Origin of the sequence: Roseinatronobacter ekhonensis, from assembly GCF_900499075.1 — a bacterium.
In the GTDB taxonomy this organism is placed as follows: Bacteria; Pseudomonadota; Alphaproteobacteria; order Rhodobacterales; family Rhodobacteraceae; genus Roseinatronobacter; species Roseinatronobacter ekhonensis.
The window spans coordinates 1-21,074 of record NZ_UIHC01000046.1 but is presented as its reverse complement, the minus strand read 5'-3'; the positions used below and the strand labels follow the sequence as shown (position 1 = coordinate 21,074).

General features: G+C 65.8%; 23 protein-coding genes, 1 tRNA gene and 1 pseudogene. 20 read left to right on the top strand and 5 right to left on the bottom strand.

The features are described from left to right. Positions 1–85: 85 nt before the first annotated feature. Both ROE7235_RS15645 and ROE7235_RS15640 read right to left on the bottom strand, forming a co-directional pair. The gene (locus tag ROE7235_RS15645; protein WP_121096424.1) at positions 86–601 is read right to left on the bottom strand and encodes an SOS response-associated peptidase; all 516 of its coding nucleotides are present in this window, start codon (positions 599–601) and stop codon (positions 86–88) included. A 12-nt stretch (positions 602–613) separates the two neighbouring features. Next, positions 614–1,516, bottom strand: a complete 903-nt coding sequence (locus ROE7235_RS15640) for a DMT family transporter (RefSeq protein ID WP_121096423.1) — start codon at positions 1,514–1,516, stop codon at positions 614–616. Between the two features lie 124 nt (positions 1,517–1,640). Here ROE7235_RS15640 and ROE7235_RS15635 point away from each other — a divergent pair. Both ROE7235_RS15635 and ROE7235_RS15630 read left to right on the top strand, forming a co-directional pair. Beyond that, a tRNA-Ser gene (locus ROE7235_RS15635) sits at positions 1,641–1,730 on the top strand. A 388-nt stretch (positions 1,731–2,118) separates the two neighbouring features. Beyond that, entirely contained in the window at positions 2,119–2,955 is an 837-nt protein-coding gene (locus tag ROE7235_RS15630) for a protein NO VEIN domain-containing protein (RefSeq protein WP_121096422.1), read from the top strand. 3 nt (positions 2,956–2,958) lie between these two features. Here the strand turns inward: ROE7235_RS15630 and ROE7235_RS15625 are convergent, their stop codons facing one another. Genes ROE7235_RS15625 through ROE7235_RS15615 form a run of 3 tightly spaced genes read right to left on the bottom strand, consistent with a single transcriptional unit; the run spans position 2,959 to position 5,119 of the window. Beyond that, entirely contained in the window at positions 2,959–3,342 is a 384-nt protein-coding gene (locus tag ROE7235_RS15625; protein WP_050662641.1) for a ParB/RepB/Spo0J family partition protein, read from the bottom strand. After that, the gene (locus tag ROE7235_RS15620) at positions 3,339–4,664 is read right to left on the bottom strand and encodes a recombinase family protein (protein WP_050662640.1); all 1,326 of its coding nucleotides are present in this window, start codon (positions 4,662–4,664) and stop codon (positions 3,339–3,341) included. The genes ROE7235_RS15625 and ROE7235_RS15620 overlap by 4 nt, the downstream gene beginning before the upstream one ends. After that, complete coding sequence (locus ROE7235_RS15615) at positions 4,664–5,119, bottom strand: DUF2924 domain-containing protein (protein WP_121096421.1); 456 nt, start codon at positions 5,117–5,119, stop codon at positions 4,664–4,666. The genes ROE7235_RS15620 and ROE7235_RS15615 overlap by 1 nt, the downstream gene beginning before the upstream one ends. A gap of 394 nt (positions 5,120–5,513) precedes the next feature. Between ROE7235_RS15615 and ROE7235_RS15605 the strand changes: the two genes are divergently transcribed. The 18 genes and pseudogenes from ROE7235_RS15605 (at position 5,514) to ROE7235_RS15530 (ending at position 20,996) form a co-directional block, all read left to right on the top strand. Next, positions 5,514–7,688 carry a hypothetical protein gene (locus tag ROE7235_RS15605; RefSeq protein WP_147434239.1) on the top strand — a complete coding sequence of 725 codons (2,175 nt, stop codon included), beginning with the start codon at positions 5,514–5,516 and terminating at the stop codon, positions 7,686–7,688. Positions 7,689–7,764: 76 nt separating this feature from the next. Further along, entirely contained in the window at positions 7,765–8,010 is a 246-nt protein-coding gene (locus tag ROE7235_RS19925; RefSeq protein ID WP_147434238.1) for a hypothetical protein, read from the top strand. A 99-nt stretch (positions 8,011–8,109) separates the two neighbouring features. Continuing rightward, positions 8,110–8,832 carry an RNA polymerase sigma factor gene (locus ROE7235_RS15600; protein WP_121096419.1) on the top strand — a complete coding sequence of 241 codons (723 nt, stop codon included), beginning with the start codon at positions 8,110–8,112 and terminating at the stop codon, positions 8,830–8,832. An 85-nt stretch (positions 8,833–8,917) separates the two neighbouring features. Then, a complete protein-coding gene (locus ROE7235_RS15595; RefSeq protein WP_121096418.1) occupies positions 8,918–9,112 on the top strand; it encodes a hypothetical protein in 195 nt (64 codons plus the stop codon). Then, positions 9,112–9,447 (top strand): hypothetical protein, encoded by a 336-nt coding sequence (locus tag ROE7235_RS15590; protein ID WP_147434237.1) that lies wholly within the window; start codon positions 9,112–9,114, stop codon positions 9,445–9,447. Before ROE7235_RS15595 ends, ROE7235_RS15590 begins: the two co-directional genes overlap by 1 nt. Further along, positions 9,447–10,322: an ATP-binding protein gene (locus tag ROE7235_RS15585; protein WP_121096416.1), complete on the top strand. Its 876-nt coding sequence runs from the start codon at positions 9,447–9,449 to the stop codon at positions 10,320–10,322. Before ROE7235_RS15590 ends, ROE7235_RS15585 begins: the two co-directional genes overlap by 1 nt. A gap of 102 nt (positions 10,323–10,424) precedes the next feature. Then, positions 10,425–11,048 carry a hypothetical protein gene (locus tag ROE7235_RS15580; protein ID WP_121096427.1) on the top strand — a complete coding sequence of 208 codons (624 nt, stop codon included), beginning with the start codon at positions 10,425–10,427 and terminating at the stop codon, positions 11,046–11,048. A gap of 14 nt (positions 11,049–11,062) precedes the next feature. Then, positions 11,063–12,751 carry a DEAD/DEAH box helicase gene (locus tag ROE7235_RS15575; RefSeq protein ID WP_121096415.1) on the top strand — a complete coding sequence of 563 codons (1,689 nt, stop codon included), beginning with the start codon at positions 11,063–11,065 and terminating at the stop codon, positions 12,749–12,751. Positions 12,752–12,754: 3 nt separating this feature from the next. Beyond that, a complete protein-coding gene (locus ROE7235_RS20655) occupies positions 12,755–13,165 on the top strand; it encodes a DUF6511 domain-containing protein (RefSeq protein ID WP_245963995.1) in 411 nt (136 codons plus the stop codon). Continuing rightward, positions 13,162–13,932, top strand: a complete 771-nt coding sequence (locus tag ROE7235_RS15565) for a PD-(D/E)XK nuclease family protein (RefSeq protein WP_121096413.1) — start codon at positions 13,162–13,164, stop codon at positions 13,930–13,932. Before ROE7235_RS20655 ends, ROE7235_RS15565 begins: the two co-directional genes overlap by 4 nt. Continuing rightward, positions 13,929–16,295, top strand: a complete 2,367-nt coding sequence (locus ROE7235_RS15560) for an AAA family ATPase (protein ID WP_121096426.1) — start codon at positions 13,929–13,931, stop codon at positions 16,293–16,295. Before ROE7235_RS15565 ends, ROE7235_RS15560 begins: the two co-directional genes overlap by 4 nt. 379 nt (positions 16,296–16,674) lie before the next feature. Next, a complete protein-coding gene (locus ROE7235_RS15555; RefSeq protein WP_245963994.1) occupies positions 16,675–17,214 on the top strand; it encodes a hypothetical protein in 540 nt (179 codons plus the stop codon). Then, a complete protein-coding gene (locus tag ROE7235_RS15550) occupies positions 17,211–17,411 on the top strand; it encodes a hypothetical protein (RefSeq protein WP_121096412.1) in 201 nt (66 codons plus the stop codon). Before ROE7235_RS15555 ends, ROE7235_RS15550 begins: the two co-directional genes overlap by 4 nt. Further along, entirely contained in the window at positions 17,404–17,784 is a 381-nt protein-coding gene (locus ROE7235_RS15545) for a DUF6362 family protein (RefSeq protein WP_121096411.1), read from the top strand. The genes ROE7235_RS15550 and ROE7235_RS15545 overlap by 8 nt, the downstream gene beginning before the upstream one ends. A 412-nt stretch (positions 17,785–18,196) precedes the next feature. Next, positions 18,197–19,579, top strand: coding sequence for a site-specific DNA-methyltransferase (locus ROE7235_RS15540; RefSeq protein WP_121096410.1), 1,383 nt, complete (start codon positions 18,197–18,199; stop codon positions 19,577–19,579). Then, positions 19,500–20,090, top strand: a pseudogene (locus ROE7235_RS20650) (DNA cytosine methyltransferase); the annotation flags it as partial. The gene ROE7235_RS15540 and the pseudogene ROE7235_RS20650, both read left to right, overlap by 80 nt. Before the next feature lie 202 nt (positions 20,091–20,292). Continuing rightward, the gene (locus ROE7235_RS20645; protein ID WP_245963996.1) at positions 20,293–20,775 is read left to right on the top strand and encodes a hypothetical protein; all 483 of its coding nucleotides are present in this window, start codon (positions 20,293–20,295) and stop codon (positions 20,773–20,775) included. Beyond that, complete coding sequence (locus ROE7235_RS15530; protein ID WP_121096408.1) at positions 20,772–20,996, top strand: DUF7220 family protein; 225 nt, start codon at positions 20,772–20,774, stop codon at positions 20,994–20,996. The genes ROE7235_RS20645 and ROE7235_RS15530 overlap by 4 nt, the downstream gene beginning before the upstream one ends. Positions 20,997–21,074: the final 78 nt, after the last annotated feature.

Below are 21,074 nucleotides of genomic sequence, written 5' to 3'. Positions count from 1 at the left end.
TCCGCAAATTAGCCAAGATCTTTCCTGCGCCGCAGCAAATGCGCAAAGCCTGACAGGAAAGGCGCGCGCGCCCGGTTTGGAACGACTATTTCTGCGCTCGCAAACGTCTGTTTTTCCACAGAATCGGTGAAAAGGCTGCATTCGCTGCACAGGTGACAATCGCGCAGGTCGCGATCCGCGTATCGCCGTGTGGCCAGCTTTGCCAAACTCCGGCAAAGGCCAGAAGATCGCCCTTGGCCGGGTGGATATACCAAGGCAACCGCGCGCCGCTGTCATCCTTGGTCCATTCATAGAACCCGCTGGCCGGGATCAGACAGCGCCGCGCCCGCACCGCCGCCGCAAAAGCGGGCTTTTGCGCGATGGTTTCGGCGCGGGCGTTTATCAGCAGCGGGCCATCGGTTTCGGACGCATACCAATGCGGCAGAAACCCCCAACGCATGGGACCGGCATGGCGCGCCCCGTCACGGCTGAGAATGGTCAAGACCGGTTGCGTCGGGCAGATGTTCTGGCCCCGAGCCGTGGCGCTGTCATTGGCCAGCCGCGCGCTGAACACGCGCGCGACCGCATCATCGGGCAGGGTCAGGGCAAAGCGTCCGCACATGGGCGCAGTCTATCACGGTGTGGGGGCCGCCTGAACCGGTTTGCGGCGGCTGACCATAAGGCCGCCGATGATAATGGCCAGCGCCAGAATGAACCGCCCCGGCAGTTCCTCTGACAGGACCACCACACCAAGGATCACCGACCAGACCGGAACATGGTAATTCACCTGCGACAGAAAGCTGGGGCCCGCGCTACGGATGATGCCGACCAGAATGAGCGTTGCAAGCCCCGTCGGCAACAGGCCCAGATAGACCAGCGCGCCCCAGGCGTGCAGCGGCGGGGCAGGGGGAAGCCCCTCTACCGCCACGGCCAAGGGCACCATCACGACGCTGGCTATGCCAAGCGCCAGCACACCGAAGGCCACCGGATGCACGGGCGGACACCGCCGCGTCACGATCGCCCCCAAAGCGTAGCTGAGTGACGCGCCAAGGCAGCCAAGCCGCGCCACGCTTTCCAGTGCCGAGCCTGTTGTCGTCAGCACCCCCGGCCCGATCAAGACGGCCACACCGACAAGCCCGGTGGCGAACCCGATGGCCTTTTGCACGCTCAGCCGCTCGCCTTGCACAAAGACATGTGCCAGCCCGATCACGAAAAGCGGGATCGCGGCCATGGTGATGCCCGCAAAGCCCGATGTAACATGCTGTTGCGACCAGCTGAGCAGGAAAAATGGCAGCGCATTCGACAAGATTGCCATGGCGGCCGTGAACGTCCAAATGCGCGGATCGCGCGGCAAGGGAATGCGTGCGATCAATGCCACCGCTGCAAGCGTCACCGCGCCAAGGGCAATGCGCCCCGCCGCAATGCTGACCGGCCCGAACCCGTCCAGCGCCAATGCCACCCCCAGAAACGAGGCCCCCCAGATCAACCCCAGCGCGCAAAGGCCGATCCAGTTGCCAAGGGTAGGGGCGGTGGGCATGATCCGGGCTCCGTCATTACGCTTCACATGTGCACAAATGCGCGCGGACCCGTTGAATGTCCACCCCAAACCTTGCCAAGACATCTTGCACCGCCTGCACAAGCGCGCTAGCACCACGCCTGCCGGATGGGTGGCCGAGTGGTTTAAGGCTCTGGTCTTGAAAACCAGCGTAGGTGAAAGCCTACCGTGGGTTCGAATCCCACCCCATCCGCCACATTCAAATGCCGAATCCGACTATGGGCCCCCATCGCGGCCTTTTTTCTTTTTGCTTCAAAGGGCGTTGGCGGGGCCACCCGCCCTTCGGAGACTGGGCGCTTGACGCGGAATGGGTCTCCGAATGGCCTGCGTCTCTTTTTGAGCGCCCCTCGATGGCCACAGGACGGCGAGAAACATCTTCGCAAACACAATAGGTTGCTGCGTTCATGGGGTCGTCCCGTTCGCGAGCTAATCCGGTGACGGAGACGGACACGAAGGCGCAGGGCGGCCAGAAGGACGGCTCCGTGGCGGCCGATCCCCAAGTCCGGCGGAAGCGTCCGAAGCGAGCCAAGGCCCTGCCGGAAGTCTCTGATGACAAACACACTTCGTGCCCATAGCCTGGCGCAATGTCGAATGGTCCCTGGACGGATGAAGAGAATGACCTGATCGTCGCGGATTACTTCGCGATGCTGGCCGACGACATCTCTGCGCGCCGCTACAGCAAGGCCGAGCATCGCCGCGCGCTGCTGCCGCTGCTGAACGACCGGTCCGAGGGGTCCGTCGAGTTCAAGCACCAGAACATCAGCGCGGTGCTGAAGGGGCTCGGCGAGGATTGGATCCCCGGCTACAAGCCCGCGTTCAACTTCCAGATGACCTTGGTGGATGCCGTGGCGCGGTGGCTGGCGCTGAACCCGGCCTGGCTCGGGCGCCAACCTGGGCTGCAACCCGGCGCTGGCCTACGCGAGGCGGTGCAGATCTGGATCGGGCCGCCGCCGACGTTGTCGAACCAGCCGCCTCCGCAGGAACTGGACCAGATGCTGCACATCGCCCGCAAGTTCGACGTGGCGGGCCGGGACGAGCGCAACCGGGCCCTTGGTCGCGCGGGCGAGGAGCGCGTGCTGGCGCATGAGCGCGCGGCATTGCGGACGGCAGGACGGGACGATCTGGCGCGCAAGGTGCGGTGGGTGTCGGAGGAGGATGGCGACGGGGCGGGCTACGACATCGCGAGTTTCGCCCCGGACGGTCTGCCCCGGCTAATCGAGGTCAAGACGACGAACGGATGGGAGCGCACGCCCTTCCATGTCACCCGCAACGAGCTGGCCGTGGCCGAGGAGCGACGGTCGGAATGGCGCCTGTTCCGGCTGTGGAACTTCTCACGCGAGCCGAAGGCGTTCGAGCTGCACCCGCCGCTGGACGCGCATGTGTCGCTGACTGCGACGACGTTTCAGGCGAGCTTTCACTGAGGGTCAGTCGAACACCCGCTCCGGCTGTTCGTGCCACGGCAAGGCCGCGACATCGGTCAGTTTCAACAGGGTCACGGCGGGCACCTCGCGCTTGTAAACCAAGCGCTTGACGACCCCCGGCGCGAGATAGGCGAGCCGCAGTTGTCGGCTGACATGGCGTTCGGCCAGCCCCACGGCTTTCGCCAGATCGGTGACCGTGTTGAACTCGCCAGCCTCCATGCGTCGCCGCCAGCCCCACGCCCGGCCGATGGCGCGCAGGATATGCGGATCCTGCGTCCGGTCTTCGCTGGGCAGATAGGTGGCGGGCGGCATGATCTTCGGCCGCCCGTTCTGCTTGCGAACCTTGAGCGGCACGAAGATCTGGATGGACTCGTCGTGTTTCATCATTCCGCCGCCACCTTCTTTCGTGGGGCCATCATGTCGCGCATGACGCCCGAGACGCCGTCGGTCCGGACATCGATCACCAGCCCCTCGGACGTCACGGTGACCCGGCGCACCAGCAACTGCACGATCCGGGTCTGCTCTGCAGGGAACAGCTGGCCCCAGACGTCATCGAACGTCTGCAGCGCGGAGATCACGTCGGCCTCGGCGAAGGCGTGACCCTCGCGCACCAAGTGGGCGATGACCTGCGCCGTGATCGACGGGGCGCGCATCACCCGCCGCAACTCGGTCACCACGGCCGCTTCGACGAGGTCGGCAGGAAGGCGGCGCGGGATGCTCTCATCGCTGGGTTCGCGATTTTTGATGACGTCCATCGAGACGTAGTACCGGTATCGCCGCGCGCCCTTCTTCGTGCTGCTCGGAGTCATGGCGGCGCCCGTGGCCGTGAAGATCAGCCCCTTGAGCAACGCAGGCGCTTGCGCGCGACTGTTGTTGGCCCGTTTTCGCGGGCTTTCCCGAAAGATGGCATGGACCTGATCCCACAGCCGCTCATTGATGATGGCCTGATGCTCGCCGGGATAGGCCTTGCCCTTGTGGACCGCATCGCCGCGATAGACGCGGTTCACCAGCACCCTGTAGAGGTATCCCTTGTCGACCAACGTACCCTGCTTGTTGCGGAGCCCCTTGCGGCGCAGTTCGCGGGCCAGCACGGTCGCTGACCCGACCTCGACGAACCGTTCGAAGATGCCCCGCACGGTGGCGGCCTCTTCCTCGTTCACCACGAGTTTGCGGTCCTTTACATCGTACCCGAGCGGGACATAGCCGCCCATCCACATCCCCTTCATGCGGGAGGCGCGGACCTTGTCACGGATGCGCTCGGCTGTGACCTCACGCTCGAACTGGGCGAAGCTGAGCAGGATGTTCAGCGTCAGCCGCCCCATGGACGTCGTCGTGTTGAAGGACTGCGTCACCGACACGAAGGTCACGCCGTTCCGGTCGAACACCTCGACCAGCTTCGAGAAGTCCATCAGCGACCGCGACAGGCGGTCGATCTTGTAGACGACCACCACATCGATCAGGCCGTCCTCGATGTCGGCCAGAAGCTGCTTGAGGCCGGGCCGTTCGAGCGTCCCGCCCGAGATGCCGCCGTCGTCATACTGATCGCGGACCAGCACCCAGCCCTCGGAGCGCTGGCTGGCGATGTAGGCCTCGCAGGCGTCTCGCTGGGCGTGCAGGCTGTTGAATTCCTGCTCCAGCCCTTCCTCGGAGGATTTGCGCGTGTAGATAGCGCAGCGCTGGCGGCGAATTGGAGTTGCGCGTTGATCCATCAATCATTCCCCCGCTTTCGTTCGCGCAACCCGAAAAAGCGGTAGCCATTCCAGCGCGTCCCGGTGATCGCCCGCGCAATCGCAGACAAGGATTTGTAGGGTCGCCCCTGCCACTCGAACCCGTCCCGCAAGACCGTGATCGTGTGCTCGACCCCGTTCCATTCGCGGATCAGCCTCGTGCCGACCACGGGATTGCGAGGATCGGCGATCTGGCTCTTGCGTGTCAGGGTGCCGCCGACCTCGTCAGCCAGCAGGTCCAGCATGCGCCGGGTTTCGCGATCAGGACCGCCATACGTGAGTTCTTGGATGCGGTAGGCCAACCGGCTCTCGAGGAACGCTCGGCTGTTGTTCGGCGCCGCTGTGTCGAAGATCGTCTGCCACTCCGACTTCAACTGGGTGACGGACATGGATTTCAGTGCGGCCAGGCGCGCGGGGATGGGATCGGGCTTGTTCATGCGTTTCTCCGGTGAGTTGGAGTTGCATGACGGCATTGGTCGTCGGGATAGTGTAGGCAACGTTCTCCAGTATTGTCAGATACTTCGCGCATATCTTGCCCGAGCAGCCGAACCAGACCGAGCGCCAGCAGACCGCACAGTTCGGCGCGGCGCTCGGCGGCGGTCATCTGGTCGGACGGGAGCGGATTGGGACGTTTCATGCGGGGCGAGTCCGTTCAGCAGTGGCTTCATCCGTAAAAAGCCATCTGCCGCACGGGATCGGGACATCGCTCCAGAAACGATCATGGTGGGTGCCGCTGCCGCTTCCGGTTGCGCTTCGGTCTTGTTTTGTTCGATTGAATCGTCAGACTGGCGCTCCGCAAAGTGTAGTGAGGACAGCAAGTAGGAGGGCAAGGTGGCTAGGTCATTGTTTCGCGGGGCGCCGGAGCTTTCGCGCCTGTTTATTGAATCCCCAATCCATTTGATCAGCGAGTTTCTTTCGCACTCCCAGTTTTCGGTATTTCTGAGCGATGCAATGGCCGCTGTGCCCGCAGATGCTGAAGATCAGATCCGTAGCGAAAAAATGGCGGAAGCTCTGAAGGCTCTGAAGAGCGACCGAATTAACCTGATAGAGATCGAGGCCCGTCGCGTCATGCTGATGACCGACAAGACGCCAGATGCGATGCTGCGTCGGCTCGCCGAAGACCCACGGTTCGCTGCGAAGGAAGGGTTGAAGGCGCAGCGCGATGAGGTCGCCAGGAGCCTTTGGGCCTACCTCCATGCCATTGCGCTGTTCGAGGCCGCTGAGCGCGCAATGCAGGTGCGGGTCTACCGCGAGCACGGAACGCTTTACGAGGCGTGGTCGATAGATGCTTCGATTCCCCTCGCTGCCGCGGGTGTCGACCATGATGCGCTCTCTACGGAAATCGCGGAGCGCCTGCAGCATGAAGATGGTTGCAAGGTGGAGGCTGTCGACCTGCCCGCCGAAAACGGTGAAAGTCAGGATGTACTGCTGGCTGTCACCTTTTTCGGCGCCTACGCGAGCCAAAAGACCGTCCAGCCGGATAAGTCGACGAAGCTGCTCTATTTCCGCCCACCTGATGAGATGCTGCTGGTCTATTCACATGCCCGGCGACGGATCGAGGTGTGTTCGCGCGACAGGGTGGAACGCAAGATCGTCGCCAACCTGTTCGCCGCAGATACTCTGAAGCACGACATTTCAAACAAGCCCCTCACCCAGAAGACCTACAATCTGTCGCGCTTCCGGAACTCACTCAAGCTGCCGATACCCGATGAAGAAGCCCATCGGGTCAAGAAGGCCGGCATAATCGAAGTTCAGGTCGCGCTGGGTGATTGGTCTCGGAAGGTGACCCTCAGTGTCGCCCCGGAGGACGACATAGACGCAATCGCCCGCAGCGTTTTCGGGGCAATCATTCCGAAAGCGGGCGGCGGTTATGTCACGAAGGTCCGCTTCCGGATCGAGCATGTGGATGGGCGCGAGCGCAAGGCCATCTTGCAGTTCGACGTCTTCGGCAGGAACAAGTCGAACATTCAGAGCGAGCGGGACCCCGCCAAGCGAGAGCTGGGATATGATCTCCTTGAAGCTTGGGGCGTGATGGAACGCATCGGCGACCTTTCGAAGCCGCAGCGCAAGGAGAAACTTCCACAGCTGCTGTCGCTATACGATTTCGCCAACGAAAAGGCGTCCGGCCGATCTCTTGATGAACTTGGAATCGCCGCCGACGAGTTGACCGGCGCCGGCTTCCTGACACGCAAGGGCTGGTCGGACGTCATCCTGTTCGAGGACGATGAGCTTGGCGAAGTCGTTCACAACGTCGAGCGTGATGGCACGAGCGACGAGGCAACGCTGACGCTGGTCCAAGGTGGAACGGGATCGACGATCCCGGCAGCGGACGTCGCCGAGTACGAAATTCGCTTCGATTACCTACGAGACGCGCTGCGGGACTTGCTCAAGCCGATGGGGCTGAAGGGCCGCGTGCGCGAACTGGCCGAGCATCTCCATCACTTGGGTGTCGCAAAGATCGGGCTGGCCGACGCACCGATCTTCCTCGTGCGCGCGACTTCGGTCGACAAAGTGCTCGAGGCGTCCGACCGTCTCGTCCGAGGCGAAGGCAACCGCATTCGCGGGATCGTTTTCGTGCCACAGGACGTCCGCTTCCCCTATCTCGGTTGTCACGTCGTCCTGAGCCTCAAGGATCACATCGATGACGATACCGGTATGATCGACGCGGATGCGGTGCGTTCGTCCTACGAGGCTGCGATCGACCCGGCCGCGCGAGGCGCTGCAGTGCACTTCCGCAAGCAAGGCGATAACGCCGCTCAGGTCACCATGCCCGGCCAGGATCCGCGGATCGTCACCGGCGCGAAAAAAGTGAAGCTCTTCGAGCGACTCTACATAGCTCACCGTGATCGGGAAGGCGGTGTGAAGCTCGCAGTTCTAAAGAAGTACGCCGGGTTTTCCCAGCTGCCTCAGTTGTTTGGCGATGAATGGGATGAGGTGAACAACCGGTACCTGTATTCGCCCCGGCATGGCCACTGGGCCCTTTGTGAAGAGCCCATCTCCGTTTGATCTCCCTTTGGGGGGTCTGACCATCTCCGATTCGGACCGTCACTAGGGGTGCTCACTCAATCAGAGGAGCACCCCGATGCCGACTCCCTTTCCCTCGCGCCAGGCAGCCCCGACGAGCTGGTCCGGCGCCGCGAAGACCAAGCCCACCACCTCCAACTCGGAATGGCGCTGCACGCGCTGTGACAAGCTGCTCGGCGTTTGCCGTGACAGCCGGATGCACCTGCGTTTCGCGCGGGGGCACGAGTATCTCGTCGGCTTTCCGGTTCAGGCCACATGCCGCGGCTGCGGCACGCTGAACCACGCGACCGTACCCGCGCGCTGACGCGCGCATCCACCCAACTCCCTGAAACCGCAGAGACGCGTGACGTCCTGACCTGGCCACGAGAAGGCGCCGGACGCCTGGCCGCAAGGCAGGCGTCCGATGTCCTTCGCGTGGCACGAGATCCGTGATCACCTCATGCAATCTTCTTCCAACCTTCAGTTCCAGCGCAGTTTCGACGCCATCCGGCGTACGCAGGCTGCTCTCGCGCCGTTCCGGGATCCGGCGGCTTTGCTGGACGGGCTGCATCGCACCCCCGGCGATTCTGCCCGGAAAAACCTGATCCTCTCCGCGCTGGTCAAGGCGGCGCAGGGCGACGGGCCCGCGTCCGACTGTGCCCTGACCATGCTGTTGCTGGCGCTCTGGCCCGGCCTCGACGCCATCCGGCGCCGGTCGATCTGGCGCAGGATCGGCACCGCCGACGAGGTCGCGTCCGATGTTCTGGCGCGCACCACCGAGGCGGTCCGCGGACTCGACCTTGGGCGCGTCAACTGGATCGCGGCCACGGTGCTGCGCAACGTCGAGCGCGACATGATCCGCGTGCGCCAGCGCGACACGGCGCGCGAACATCTCGCCAGCAGCGCCGATCCCGACGAGGTGGCGGACAGCGGCGACAGCGGGATCGGCGCGACCGGGTACGCGCGCCTGAACGGTGCCGTGCGGAAGCTGCTCGGCGATGACGCGCTGCTGGTGATCCGCGTGGCGATCGAGGGCTTCTCGCAGGCCGAGGTCGCCGTCGAGCTGGGCCTGACCGAGGCCGCCGCCCGCAAGCGGTACCAGCGCGCCATGCGCCGGCTGCACGACGCCCTCGAAGAAATCCCCTGAGCCGATGTCCCGATCCGGTCCCGCAGGTGGCTTTTCCCATTCGAGCGCCCCCGAGCGCCGTCCCTCCAACCGAAAGCAGACACGCATGAACCGCACTGCCGATCTGTCGCTCGAGGATTTCAGGCGTCTTCCGGGGCTCTATCGCCGCTGGGAGCTGACCGAGGTCTGCGAGCCCAACCGCAACTACCAGATCGAGGACGCCGGCGCCCATGCCGACGGGACGCCGCTGCTGGCGATCTACGTCGCCGAGCCCGCGCCCGACGGCCGCGAGGCCGCCTGATGGGCCTCCTCGATCACCTCATCTCACGGAGAAAAGCCATGCCGGACCAGCCGGACGACATCACCCGTCTTCGCAAGGCGAGCTACGCCCTCGAAGACCTCCCCGAAACCATCGCCTTCCCGCGGCGCGCCGGTGACGAGCCGCGCGAGCCGCTGCCGGTCGTCGAGGCGACCGTCGACGAGATCGCCTTCGCGATCGTGGAGGCGGAGCGCGAGAGCACGGCCGCCTACCGCCGCGCCGATGCTCTGAAGCGGCTCTACAAGCTCGCCCGCGAGGCGGGGTGCATCGGCGCCGACCGCGCCGCCACGGCGGTGATGAAGAAGGAGGGCCAGTGATGGCCCTTCCCATCATCGGCGCCGACGAACGGCTCGCGCAACGCAAGGGCATCAAGGGCGTCATCTTCGGCCGGTCCGGCATCGGCAAGACCAGCCTGCTCTGGACGTTGAACGCCTCCACCACGCTGTTCCTCGATCTCGAAGCCGGGGATCTGGCGGTCGAGGGGCTGGAGATCGACACGCTCCGGCCCCGCACCTGGAAGGAGTGCCGCGATTTCGCGGTGTTCATCGGCGGGCCGAATCCGGCGCTGCGCGAGGACCAGCCCTACAGCCAGGCGCATTTCGACGAGGTCTGCGGCCGCTACGGCGACCCGGCCGTGATCGCGAAGTACGAGACCGTCTTCATCGACTCGATCACGGTGGCCGGGCGGCTTTGCTTCCAGTGGTGCCGCGGGCAGCCCGAGGCGTTTTCGGAGAAGACCGGCAAGCCCGACATCCGCGGCGCCTACGGCCTGCACGGCCGCGAGATGATCGCCTGGCTGACCCATCTGCAGCACACGCGCGGCAAGCATGTCTGGTTCGTCGGGATCCTCGACGAGCGGCTCGACGACTTCAATCGCAAGGTCTTCCAGCCGCAGATCGACGGCTCGAAGACCGGGCTCGAGCTGCCGGGCATCGTCGATCAGGTCATCACCATGGCCGACATCGCCGATGCGAACGGCCAGCCGCAGCGGGCCTTCGTCTGCCAGACGCTGAATCCGTGGGGCTATCCGGCCAAGGACCGCTCCGGCCGCCTCGACAGGGTCGAGGCCCCACATCTCGGCCGCCTGATGGAGAAGATCCAGCGCCCGGCAGCGCCCGCCTCCGAACGCCTGTCCTGGCCGCCGGTGACCGCAGTCGACCCCGCCCCCGCGCAGACGCCCGACCATGGCTGAGCGCATCTCGCCATGCCCGGTGTCCCGATCCGGTCGCCGGGGTGGCTTTTCCCCTTCGACGCCGCTGCGCGTCCCATCCTGCAACAGATAAGGAGCCGCGCAATGTCCGGACCCTGGAACGACTTCAACTCCGCCCAATCCAACACCAACGTCATCCCCAAGGGCACGCTCGCCAAGGTGCGCCTCACCCTGCGCCCCGGCGGCTTCGACGACCCTTCGCAGGGCTGGACCGGCGGCTGGGCGCGCCGCGCCGCCACCGGCGCCGTCTATCTCGACGCCGAATACACGGTGATCGAGGGGCCCTATGCCCGACGCAAGGTCTGGTCGCTGATCGGCCTCTACAGCCCGAAGGGCCCGGACTGGGCCAACATGGGCCGCGGCCTGATCCGCGGCATCCTGAACTCGGCGCGCGGGGTTTCGGACAAGGACAACTCGCCCGAAGCGCAGGCCCGCCGCCGCATCAACGGCTTCGGCGATCTCGACGGCGTCGAGTTCATCGCCCGTATCGACATCGGCACCGACACCAACGGCGAGGACAAGAACGAAATCCGCGCCGCCGTCACCCCCGATCACCGCGACTACGCCGCGCTGATGGGCACGGTCGCGCCGCAGGTCTCCGCCGCCCCGGCGCAGGGCCACGCCCCGCAGCAGCCCACCACGGCCACCCAGCCCAGCCAGCCCGCGTCCGCCCCCGGCAACGCCGGTCGGCCGAGCTGGGCGCAGTAAGGGGGAGACCGGCCATGCGCCTGCGCCCCCGCCAGAAAACCTTCGTCGAACGCAGCGTGGTTGCGCTCGCCTCCCGCGGCAACACGCTGGGCGTGGCGCCCACCGGCGCGGGCAAGACCATCATGCTCTCGGCGGTCACCGGCGAGATGATCGGCGACGGCGCGAAGGCCTGCGTGCTGGCCCATCGCGACGAGCTGACGGCGCAGAACCGCGCCAAGTTCCAGCGCGTGGTGCCAGGCGTCGCCACCTCGGTCATCGACGCCACCGAGAAATCCTGGGGCGGCCAGGTTGCCTTCGCCATGGTGCCGACGCTGGCGCGGGCTTCGAACCTCGCCGACATACCGCGCCTCGATCTGCTGGTCGTCGACGAGGCGCACCATGCCGTCGCCGACAGCTATCGTCGCATCATCGACCGCGTGCGCGAAGCCAATCCCGACGCCCGCATCTTCGGGGTCACGGCGACACCGAACCGGGGCGACAAGAAGGGCCTGCGCGAGGTCTTCGACAATGTCGCCGATCAGGTGCGGCTGGGCGAGCTGATCGCCTCGGGCCACCTCGTGCCGCCACGCACCTTCGTCATCGACGTGGGCGTGCAGGACGAGCTGCGCTCGGTCCGCAAGACGATGTCGGATTTCGACATGGCGGAAGTCGCGGGCATCATGGACCGCGCGCCCGTCACCGACGAGGTGATCCGCCACTGGAAGGAGAAGGCGGGCGACCGGCAAACCGTGGTGTTCTGCTCCACTGTCGCGCACGCCGAGCACGTCACCGACGCGTTTCAGGCGGCGGGCGTTTCCGCCGCGCTGATCCACGGCGATCTGGCGGCCGAGACCCGCAAGGCGATCCTCGCCAGCTATGCTTCGGGCGACATCCGCGTCGTCGTTAACGTGGCGGTGCTGACCGAGGGCTGGGACCACCCACCCACCTCCTGCGTCGTGCTGCTGCGCCCCAGCTCCTACAAGTCCACCATGATCCAGATGGTCGGGCGCGGGCTGCGCACCGTCGATCCCGAGGAACACCCCGGCATCGTCAAGACCGACTGCGTCGTGCTGGACTTCGGCACATCGAGCCTGATCCACGGCACGCTGGAACAGGATGTCGATCTGGACGGCAAGACCGAGGTTGGCGAGGCGCCGACCAAGTCCTGCCCCGGCTGCGGCGCCGATATCCCGCTGGCCGCCACCGAATGCCCGCTCTGCGGCGAGGCGTTCCCGCGCGAGGATCTGGATGCAGGCGAAGGCGACGGTGCCGCGCCGCTGTCGGGCTTCATGATGACGGAGATCGACTTGCTGAAGCGCTCCAGCTTCGCGTGGGTCGACCTCTACGGCACGGATGATGCGCTGATGGCCACGGGCTTCGCGGCCTGGGGCGGCATCTTCTGGCTGGACGGGGTCTGGTACGCCATCGGCGGGGCGAAGGGCGAACGCCCGCATCTGCTCGGCGTCGGCGAGCGCACGGTCTGCCTAGCGCAGGCCGATGACTGGCTGAACACCCACGAGACCGACGAAAGCGCCTTCAAGACCCGTTCCTGGCTCCGCCAGCCGCCGACCGAGAAGCAGCTGCAATACCTGCCGCCCGAGTGCCGCCATGACTTCGGCCTGACGCGCTACCGCGCCTCGGCGCTGATGACCTTCGGCTTCAACAAGCGCGCCATCCGCCAGCTGATCGACAGCGCGGCCAGCCCCGAACGGAGGGCGGCATGACCCATGGCCTCCATCACCCCCATCACGGCCGAGGACCGGCGGCGGCTCTGGCATCCGCATGGAACGCTCTGTGCTGTCTGCCGGCAACCCACCCATGGCTTTGGCTGGTTCGATCCGCACCGGTCGAAGCTACCCCGGCCCTCGGTCTGGTTCTGCTCGATGCCCTGCCAGTCCTTCTGGACACGCTTGGCCAGGGAGCGTTTCGCCATGGTTGACCTGACCGAGGAGGAGCGCGCCGCGATCACCGCCACCATGAAGCGCGTGGCGCTGCTGATGGACGAGATCGGCTGGGCTACGTCGCTTGCGGATCTGACCGAGGTGCAGGTGCGCGCGCTGATCGAGGAAGCCGTCGAGGGCTTCCGCGAGGCCATGTCCGACATCGCCAAAGCCAATGCGCCGGAGGTGCCGTTTTGACGCTGGATTTTAACCGCCGCCCCAGCTTCGCCGAGCGAGTGAACGCCGCCATCGACCAGGCGCTGACCGTCGATCAGGCGACACGGACGCCCCGCGACTATCTCGGCGGCTCGCGCCTCGGCCATGCCTGCGAGCGGGCCCTGCAGTTCGAGTTCACGGCGACGCCGAAGGACGAGGGCCAGGGCTTCAGCGGCCAGTCGCTGCGCATCTTCGCCATCGGCCACGCGCTCGAGGATCTGGCCGTCGCCTGGCTGCGCGGCGCGGGCTTCGACCTCTACACCCGGAAGGGCAACCGGCCCGATGGCGGCCAGTTCGGCTTCTCGGTCGCGGGCGGGCGCATCCGCGGTCATGTCGACGGCATCATCGCCGCCGGGCCCGAGAGCTTCGGTCTCGCCGTTCCGGTTCTCTGGGAATGCAAGACGATGAACGCCAAGAACTGGCGCGCCTGCGTCAAGGACGGCGTGACCAAATCGAAGCCGGTCTACGCCGCCCAGATCGCGGTCTATCAGGCCTACATGGAAACCAGCGTGCCCGGCATCAGCGCCGTGCCCGCCGTGTTCACCGCGATCAACAAGGACACGGCCGAGATGCACCACGAACTGGTGCCCTTCGACGCCGATCTCGCGCAGCGCATGTCCGACCGGGGCGTGCGGATCCTGCAGGCGACCGATGCGGGCGAGCTTCTGCCACGCGTCGCCACCACACCCGACTTCTTCGAGTGCCGCTTCTGCCCGTGGTCCGAGCGCTGCTGGGGGCTGGCCGCATGACCGACGAGCCCACCGATCCATCCGATCCCGACCAGGAGCCAGCCATGCGCGAAGACCCGACGCCCGATGAGACCAAGAAGAACATCGTCCATTTCAACCCGTGGCGCGACTTCAACGACGCAGCCCCGCAGATCGACGTGTTCGGCGACGAGCCCGACCCCGCACAAATCGCCCGGTTCATGCAGGTGGTCTTCGGCTACTGCGACGGTCTGATCCCGGTCCGCAGCTTCATCGACAAGGGTCAGGGCATCGATGGGCGGCCGCACAACATCTGGATCGAAGCGGATCAGGCCGCCCCTGAGAAGATGGCCACCTTCGCCACATGGGCGTCGCGCGAGGGCGCGGCGGTCTATGTGATCCCCGGCACCGTCGCCGCGCCTGGTCAGGCGAAGGCCGCCGATATCCTGCAGATGCAGACCGTGGTGGTCGATCTCGACACCGGCGACATCGCCGCCAAGCGCGCGCATCTGGAGCGCCACCTCGGCGCGCCCAGCATGGTGGTGGAGAGCGGCGGCGTCACCGCCGGGGGACAGCGGAAGTGCCACATCTGGTGGGCGCTGACGGAACCCGCCGAGGGCGACGACATAGGCCGGGTCTGCCGTCTGCGCGGCGACATCGCCGCAAAGGTCGGCGGCGACATGCATTTCCGCTCCGCCCATCAGCCGATCCGAGTGGCGGGCTCAGTCTACTACAAGAACAACCTCAAGACGCAGGTGCGGATCGTCGAACTGAACGCCGACCGCGAACGCGATCTGGCCGAATTCATCGAAGCCGTCACCGACATGCCGCCGGCGGCGGGCGTGTCCCTGCAGCCTGCGTTCACTCATCCCGACAAGCCGGCCATGGACGAAGTGCTGGTCACGCCGGTGCGGGAGGGGGCGCAGGACGACTGGTCCCGCTTCGAAGGTGCGTCCGCCGCGATCGGTCATTTCATCCGCATGGTCCACGAGGGCCGGATGACAAAGGACGAGGGCTGGATCGGTATCTGCGGCTACAACGCCGCGATGCTGCGGCCCCAGTGGCCGGTAGAGCGGCTGAAGCGCGAATCCGAGCGGCTCTGGGAACGGCATGTCGAGAAATACGGGCCACCGTTGATCCGGCTGGATTCCGGCGCGCCGGGACCGGTCGAGATGCCCGCGTTCACTCTGGGCGCGTTGCTGGACGACCAGAGTCCGATGCCGGAGGACATCATCGCGCCCCGGGTGCTGACGCCGGGCGGACTGCTGGTGCTGGGCGGCGCGCCCAAGGTGGGCAAGAGCGACCTGCTGATTTCCTGGCTCGTGCACATGGCCGCTGGCGTGCCGTTCCTCGGCTTCACGCCGCCACGGCCGCTGCGGATCTTCTACCTGCAGGCCGAGATCCAGTATCACTATCTGCGCGAGCGGCTGAAGCAGATCGCCCTGCCACCGGAGGTGCTGGCCGCCGCACGCGACACCTTTGTCGCCACGCCCAAGCTGAAGATGCTGCTTGACAACGAGGGCAGCGTGCGGGTCGCCCGCGCGATCCGGACGGCATTTCCGGATGCGCCGCCCGACATCCTCTGCGTCGACCCGATCCGCAACCTCTTCGACGGCGGGCCGGACGGTGGCGGCGAGAACGACAACACCGCCATGATGTTCTTCCTCAAGGAGCGGGTCGAGGTTCTGCGCGACCACATCGATCCCGACTGCGGCGTCATCCTGATCCACCACACGAAGAAGCTCAGCAAGCACCAGGTGAAGGAGGACCCGTTCCTCGCGCTCTCCGGCGCCAGCGCGCTGCGCGGCTTCTACACCTCGGGGCTGCTCATGCACCGGCCCGACGAGGACAGCAGCGTCCGCAGGCTGGAGATCGAACTGCGCAACGGGCCCGCGCTGTCGGGAAAGCTGATCGACAAACTGAAGGGCGAATGGGTCGAACTGAACCCGATGAACGAGCGCCTGGTGCGCAAGGAGGCGGGCGCCAAGCTCGACGCCGAGCGGCTCCGCAAGGGCGACGTCATCCTCACGATCCTGCATGAGGAAGCGGCGTCCGGCCGACTCTACACCACGACGCAGTTCGGCGAGGCCTTCGAGAACAAGGCCGGCCTCGGCAGCAAGTACACCATCCGCGACCGGATCGGCGTGCTGACGACCAAGGGCCACATCAAGTTCCTGCGCGACGGCCGCCCCTTCGGCAAGGCCGTGGTCCGCTCCCGCTTCGGCTATCTCGTCGTCGAGGGCCTGCGCTTCGGATCCGAAACGCAGATCGATCCAGACACGGGCGAGGTACTGGGTGAAGGCCTGCCGGTGCTGCCGAGCCATTACAAATGCTCGGGCACCGGCGCCTGTCTGCAGGTCGAGAACCCCGCCGTCTGGGTCTACCCGGAGGGTCTCGATGACTGACTTCGTCCTCCCCGAAATCTTCCTCGTCCTCAGGACGAAGTTGTCGGTCCTCGTCCTCACTTCGTCCTCAGCCAACAAAATCAATGACTTGCGAAGGGCGAGGACGAACAACCCGGTCCTCCTTGTTCGTCCTCCGAAATGGCGAAAAGCCATTGTTTTTCAGATGGTTGCCTCGCTCCGAGGAATGATAGGGAAACCCCCATACTACGTATGGGGCGGCCACCCGTCAGGGTGGGCCTCGCCCCCATATGTAGCGGGCCCGCGCGCGCCCCCTTTCCTGGTCTCCACCAGCCCATCCGACGACGGCGGCCCCGTACCGCCAAGCACCAGACCGCCGTCGTCTTCCACCACCACAGGCCACCGGCAAAGGAGACCCATCATGGCTCAGCCGACTCTGATCCCGAATTGCGACGGCGCAAGGTTTGAATCGCTGCCGCTCGACACCCCCCGCAACCGCTGCATCCTCGCGCTCGACCTCGGCACCTCGACCGGCTGGGCGATCCGAGGCCATGACGGCCTGATCACCAGCGGCACCGTCTCGCTGCGCCCCGGCCGCTTCGACGGTGGCGGCATGCGCTACCTGCGCTTCACCAACTGGCTGACCGAGATCGACCGGCTGACCGGTCCTGTCGCCGCCATCTGGTTCGAGGAAGTCCACCGCCACGCGGGCACCGACGCGAGCCACATCTACGGCGGGCTCATGGCCACGCTGACCGCATGGGCCGAGCTGCGTGGCGTGCCCTACGAGGGCGTCCCGGTCGGCACGATCAAGCGCCACGCATCGGGCAAAGGCAACGCCGACAAGGCCGCCATGGTCGCCGCCGTCCGCGCCCGCGGCTTCAGCCCCGCCGACGACAACGAGGCCGACGCCATCGCGCTGCTGCTTTGGGCGATCGAGACGAACGGGGGTGTTGCATGAGATGGCACCCCCGCGGCTACGGCGGCCAGCGCCGCGATCCCGAGCAGGTCAAGCGCGAGGGCTGGCAGGAACAGGGCGTCCTCGCGGTCTCGGCCAATGACGACCGCCTCACCTGGCCGGAACGGGAACTCGTCCGCCAGCTCGGCGAGAAGCTCTACGGCCCGCGCCCTTCCGAACGGGAGGCGCGTCATGGCTGATCGCGAATGGACCGCCGACTGCGTCGCCGACCATTTCGAGGAGGCGTTCCGCACCCTGCGCAAGCTGCCGCCCGTGAAGGCCAAGGGCTATTTCAACGTCTGGCCCGAGGTTGCTCGGACCCGACGAGAGATCGCTGCCATGGAACCGCAGCCGATGCGTGTCTGGCCCTCGGCCGCCGCGATAACCCGGCTTGAGCAGACCTTCGACTGGGTGCTCTGGATCGAGGAGTCTGAGCGCAAGCTCGTCTGGTCACGCGCCGCCCGCGTGCCGTGGAAGCAGATCAGCGGCGAGCTCGGCTGCGACCGCACCACCGCATGGCGGCGCTGGCAGCTGGCGCTGACGAAGATCGCCGCGCGGCTGAATGCGCAGTGACTCCAATGTGTTGCAACACTTTTTCCTTCGACATCTGCAACATGATCGTGCTATTCCGAAGGCAAGATGGGGAGAGTGCGCTGGAAAGCTCGCTCTCCCCTTTGCGTTGACGGGGGCCTTCTGGACCCCGGTATCCAGCGAGGGTCCGGCCGGGGTCCACCCCGAGGGAGTTTCCGGTTCCTTCCTGGCGATATTCGTATGCTGGCGGGCGAAGCGCGCAATATCGCCAGCGACAGGGCCGGTTTTTTGGGAAGCCACCCCGGCGGGCATCCACCCGCGACCTGCTGAAAACCACAACAAAACAAACTCTTGGAGCCGGACACCCCGGCGGCCGCTGGACCATTTGCGGAGTCCAGGCTGGCTCCCGGTGTCCGGAGTCCAGGGGTCCACCCCATTGAGGCGAACCGACATCATGACGCTGAGCTTTGCCCCGGACGCGATTGAGACCTGGCCGCTGGCCAAGCTCCAGCCCTACGCGAAAAACGCAAAGGCGCACGGCGCGGATCAGGTTGCGAAGATCGCCGCCAGCATGGCCGAGTTCGGCTGGACGGTGCCCTGCCTCGTGGCTGACGACGGTGAACTGATCGCGGGCCACGGGCGGGTGCTGGCCGCGACGCAACTCGGGCTGACCGAGGCGCCGGTGATTGTGCTCGGGCATCTGACCGAGGCGCAGCGCCGGGCTTACCGGATCGCTGACAACAAATTGACCGAACTTGGCACTTGGGATGAGGCGCTACTGTCTGCGGAACTGAACGACCTGCTGGCCGAGGATTACGACCTGTCGCTGGTCGGCTTCTCAGATGGCGAGTTGGACAAGCTGCTGGCCTATATGCCGGAGGAGGATGGCGACGAAGGTGGTGCCGGGGGCTCCGTGCCACCGGTGACCATTCCCGAGCCGCCGCGCAATCCGGCATCGCAAACGGGCGACATCTGGATCCTTGGAGATCACCGGTTGCTCTGCGGTGACAGCACCAGCGCCACCGATGTGCGCCGCCTGATGAACGGCGAGCGCGCCATCCTGTTCGCGACCGACCCTCCGTATCTGGTGGATTACGACGGCTCGAACCATCCGACGCGGAACAAGGACTGGTCGGCGTCTTACGGCACAACGTGGGACGACAGTTCGCAGGGGGCCGAGCTCTACGACGGCTTCATCGCAGCGGCCGTGGCCGAGGCCATCACCGAGGACGCTGCCTGGTACTGCTGGCACGCCTCGCGCCGTCAGGCGATGCTGGAGGCTTGCTGGGAAAAAGCCGGGGCCTTCGTCCACCAGCAAATCATCTGGGTGAAAGACCGCGGCGTCCTGACCCGATCGCATTACCTCTGGAAGCACGAGCCCTGCTTCATGGGCTGGCGCCGCCCAAACCGCCCGCCGAAGGTGGCCGAGGAAACCCTGCCGTCCACATGGGCTCTGCCGAGCTTCACCAAAGATGAGCGGCCCGACCACCCGACGCCGAAACCGCTCGATGCGTTCGGGATCCCGATGCGCCAGCATGTGGCACGGGGCGGGCTTTGCTATGAGCCGTTCTGTGGTTCGGGTTCGCAGATCATGGCCGGCGAAGCCAACGGGCGGCGGGTGTTCGCGATGGAAATCAGCCCAGCATACATCGACGTCGCCGCTGAACGTTGGCAGGCCGAAACCGGTCGCGACGCGATCCTTGACGGCGACGGTCGAACTTTTACGCAAGTAAGGATTGAGCGGCTGGGCGACGGGGATGCCGTGCCCATGGACACGGATACGCCCGACAGCGAAGCCGACCCAGAACCCGCCCGCAAACCCAAATCCGCCGCGTGACATGCATGACCTGGCTTTACATCCCTCCGGACGCGCTTCCGGAACCGAAGACGCATGCCTGTTCGGCCTCTCACTCTGTTCCGGTGCCGGTGGGCTTGATCTCGGGCTCACCATCGCCATCCCCGGATATCGAACTGTGGGCCATGTCGAGCGGGAAACCTTCGCCGCAGCCACTCTCGTGGCGCGGATGGAAGACGCGGCCTTGGATTGCGCGCCTGTATGGGACGACGTTGGAACCTTCAACGGCCGCCCGTGGCGCGGCGCGGTGGATATCGTCACTGCGGGCTATCCGTGCCAGCCATTCTCCGTCGCGGGCAAACGGCGTGGCGCGGACGATCCACGCCACCTCTGGCCGCATGTCGCCCGCATCATCGGCGAGGTTGAGCCGCCGTTCGTGTTCCTCGAGAATGTCGCCCATCATCTCCGCCTCGGCTTCTCCGAAGTCGCCAGCGGACTGGTCTGTATGGGCTACCGCCTTGCGGCAGGCCTCTTTACTGCGGCGGAAGTCGGTGCGCCCCACAAGCGCGAGCGGCTGTTCATCCTCGCCATCCGCGAAGGCGACAAACTGGCCAACCCCGCGCGCCTGCTCTGGAACCCGGTCGAGTGGCGGCAATCGGACGGAACTGCTCCGGCTCTGGCCGACGCCGAGGGCCAGCGCCAACGAAAACCGGCAGACGAAACCAACGCCGTCGCAGGAGGCGGGCAAGCATGGAATGAACCTGGCGACGACGGCCGCGATGTGGCCCACGCCGCAGACCGACAGTTTCCGGAGCCGGGGCGGCGCGCGGAAAGACGAGAAGGGTCTGGACGGTATGGCGCGGGACTGGCCAACACCGATGGCCAACGACGGCTGCAAGCCGAGTTCCGGCAACCGCAAGACGGCCGATCTGACCCATGCCAGCCGAATGTGGATGACGCCGACGGCGCGCGATCACAAGGATGGCGCGACGACATTGGCGAACACACCGGTCAACGGCCTGCTTGGCCGCCAGGTCCTGGTGACGCCGATGGCTGGGAGCAGTACCTCCGAAGTGCGCCGGACCTTGAACCCAGCATTCGTCGAGGCGCTGATGGGCTGGCCCACAGGGTGGACCGGCTTCGCCTCTGTGGCAACGGAGTGGTCCCGCTGGTTGCAGCGCATGCGCTCAGAACTCTGGCAGCTGAACTGCTGGCCGATGGATGAGGTGGCTGCATGAAGCAGTCGCGCGCCATGTCCTTGGTCGAGTCCGTCGCCAACGTGGCGGTCGGATACGGCGTCGCCGTCGTGACGCAGATACTGATCTTCCCGGTCTTCGGCCTGCACACGACGCTGGCGCAGAACCTGAAGATGGGCGCCATCTTCACGGTGTTATGCGGTGCACCGCATAACACCGTTTATGCCGAGCGGATGATTATGCGGAGTCTGTGGCGCCCGTGATGGGCGCCGCAGGGGCTTTTGGCGGTTGTCACTCCGCATAATTCCGGCCGTTGCTCGCCTCGACCAACATTGCCATCA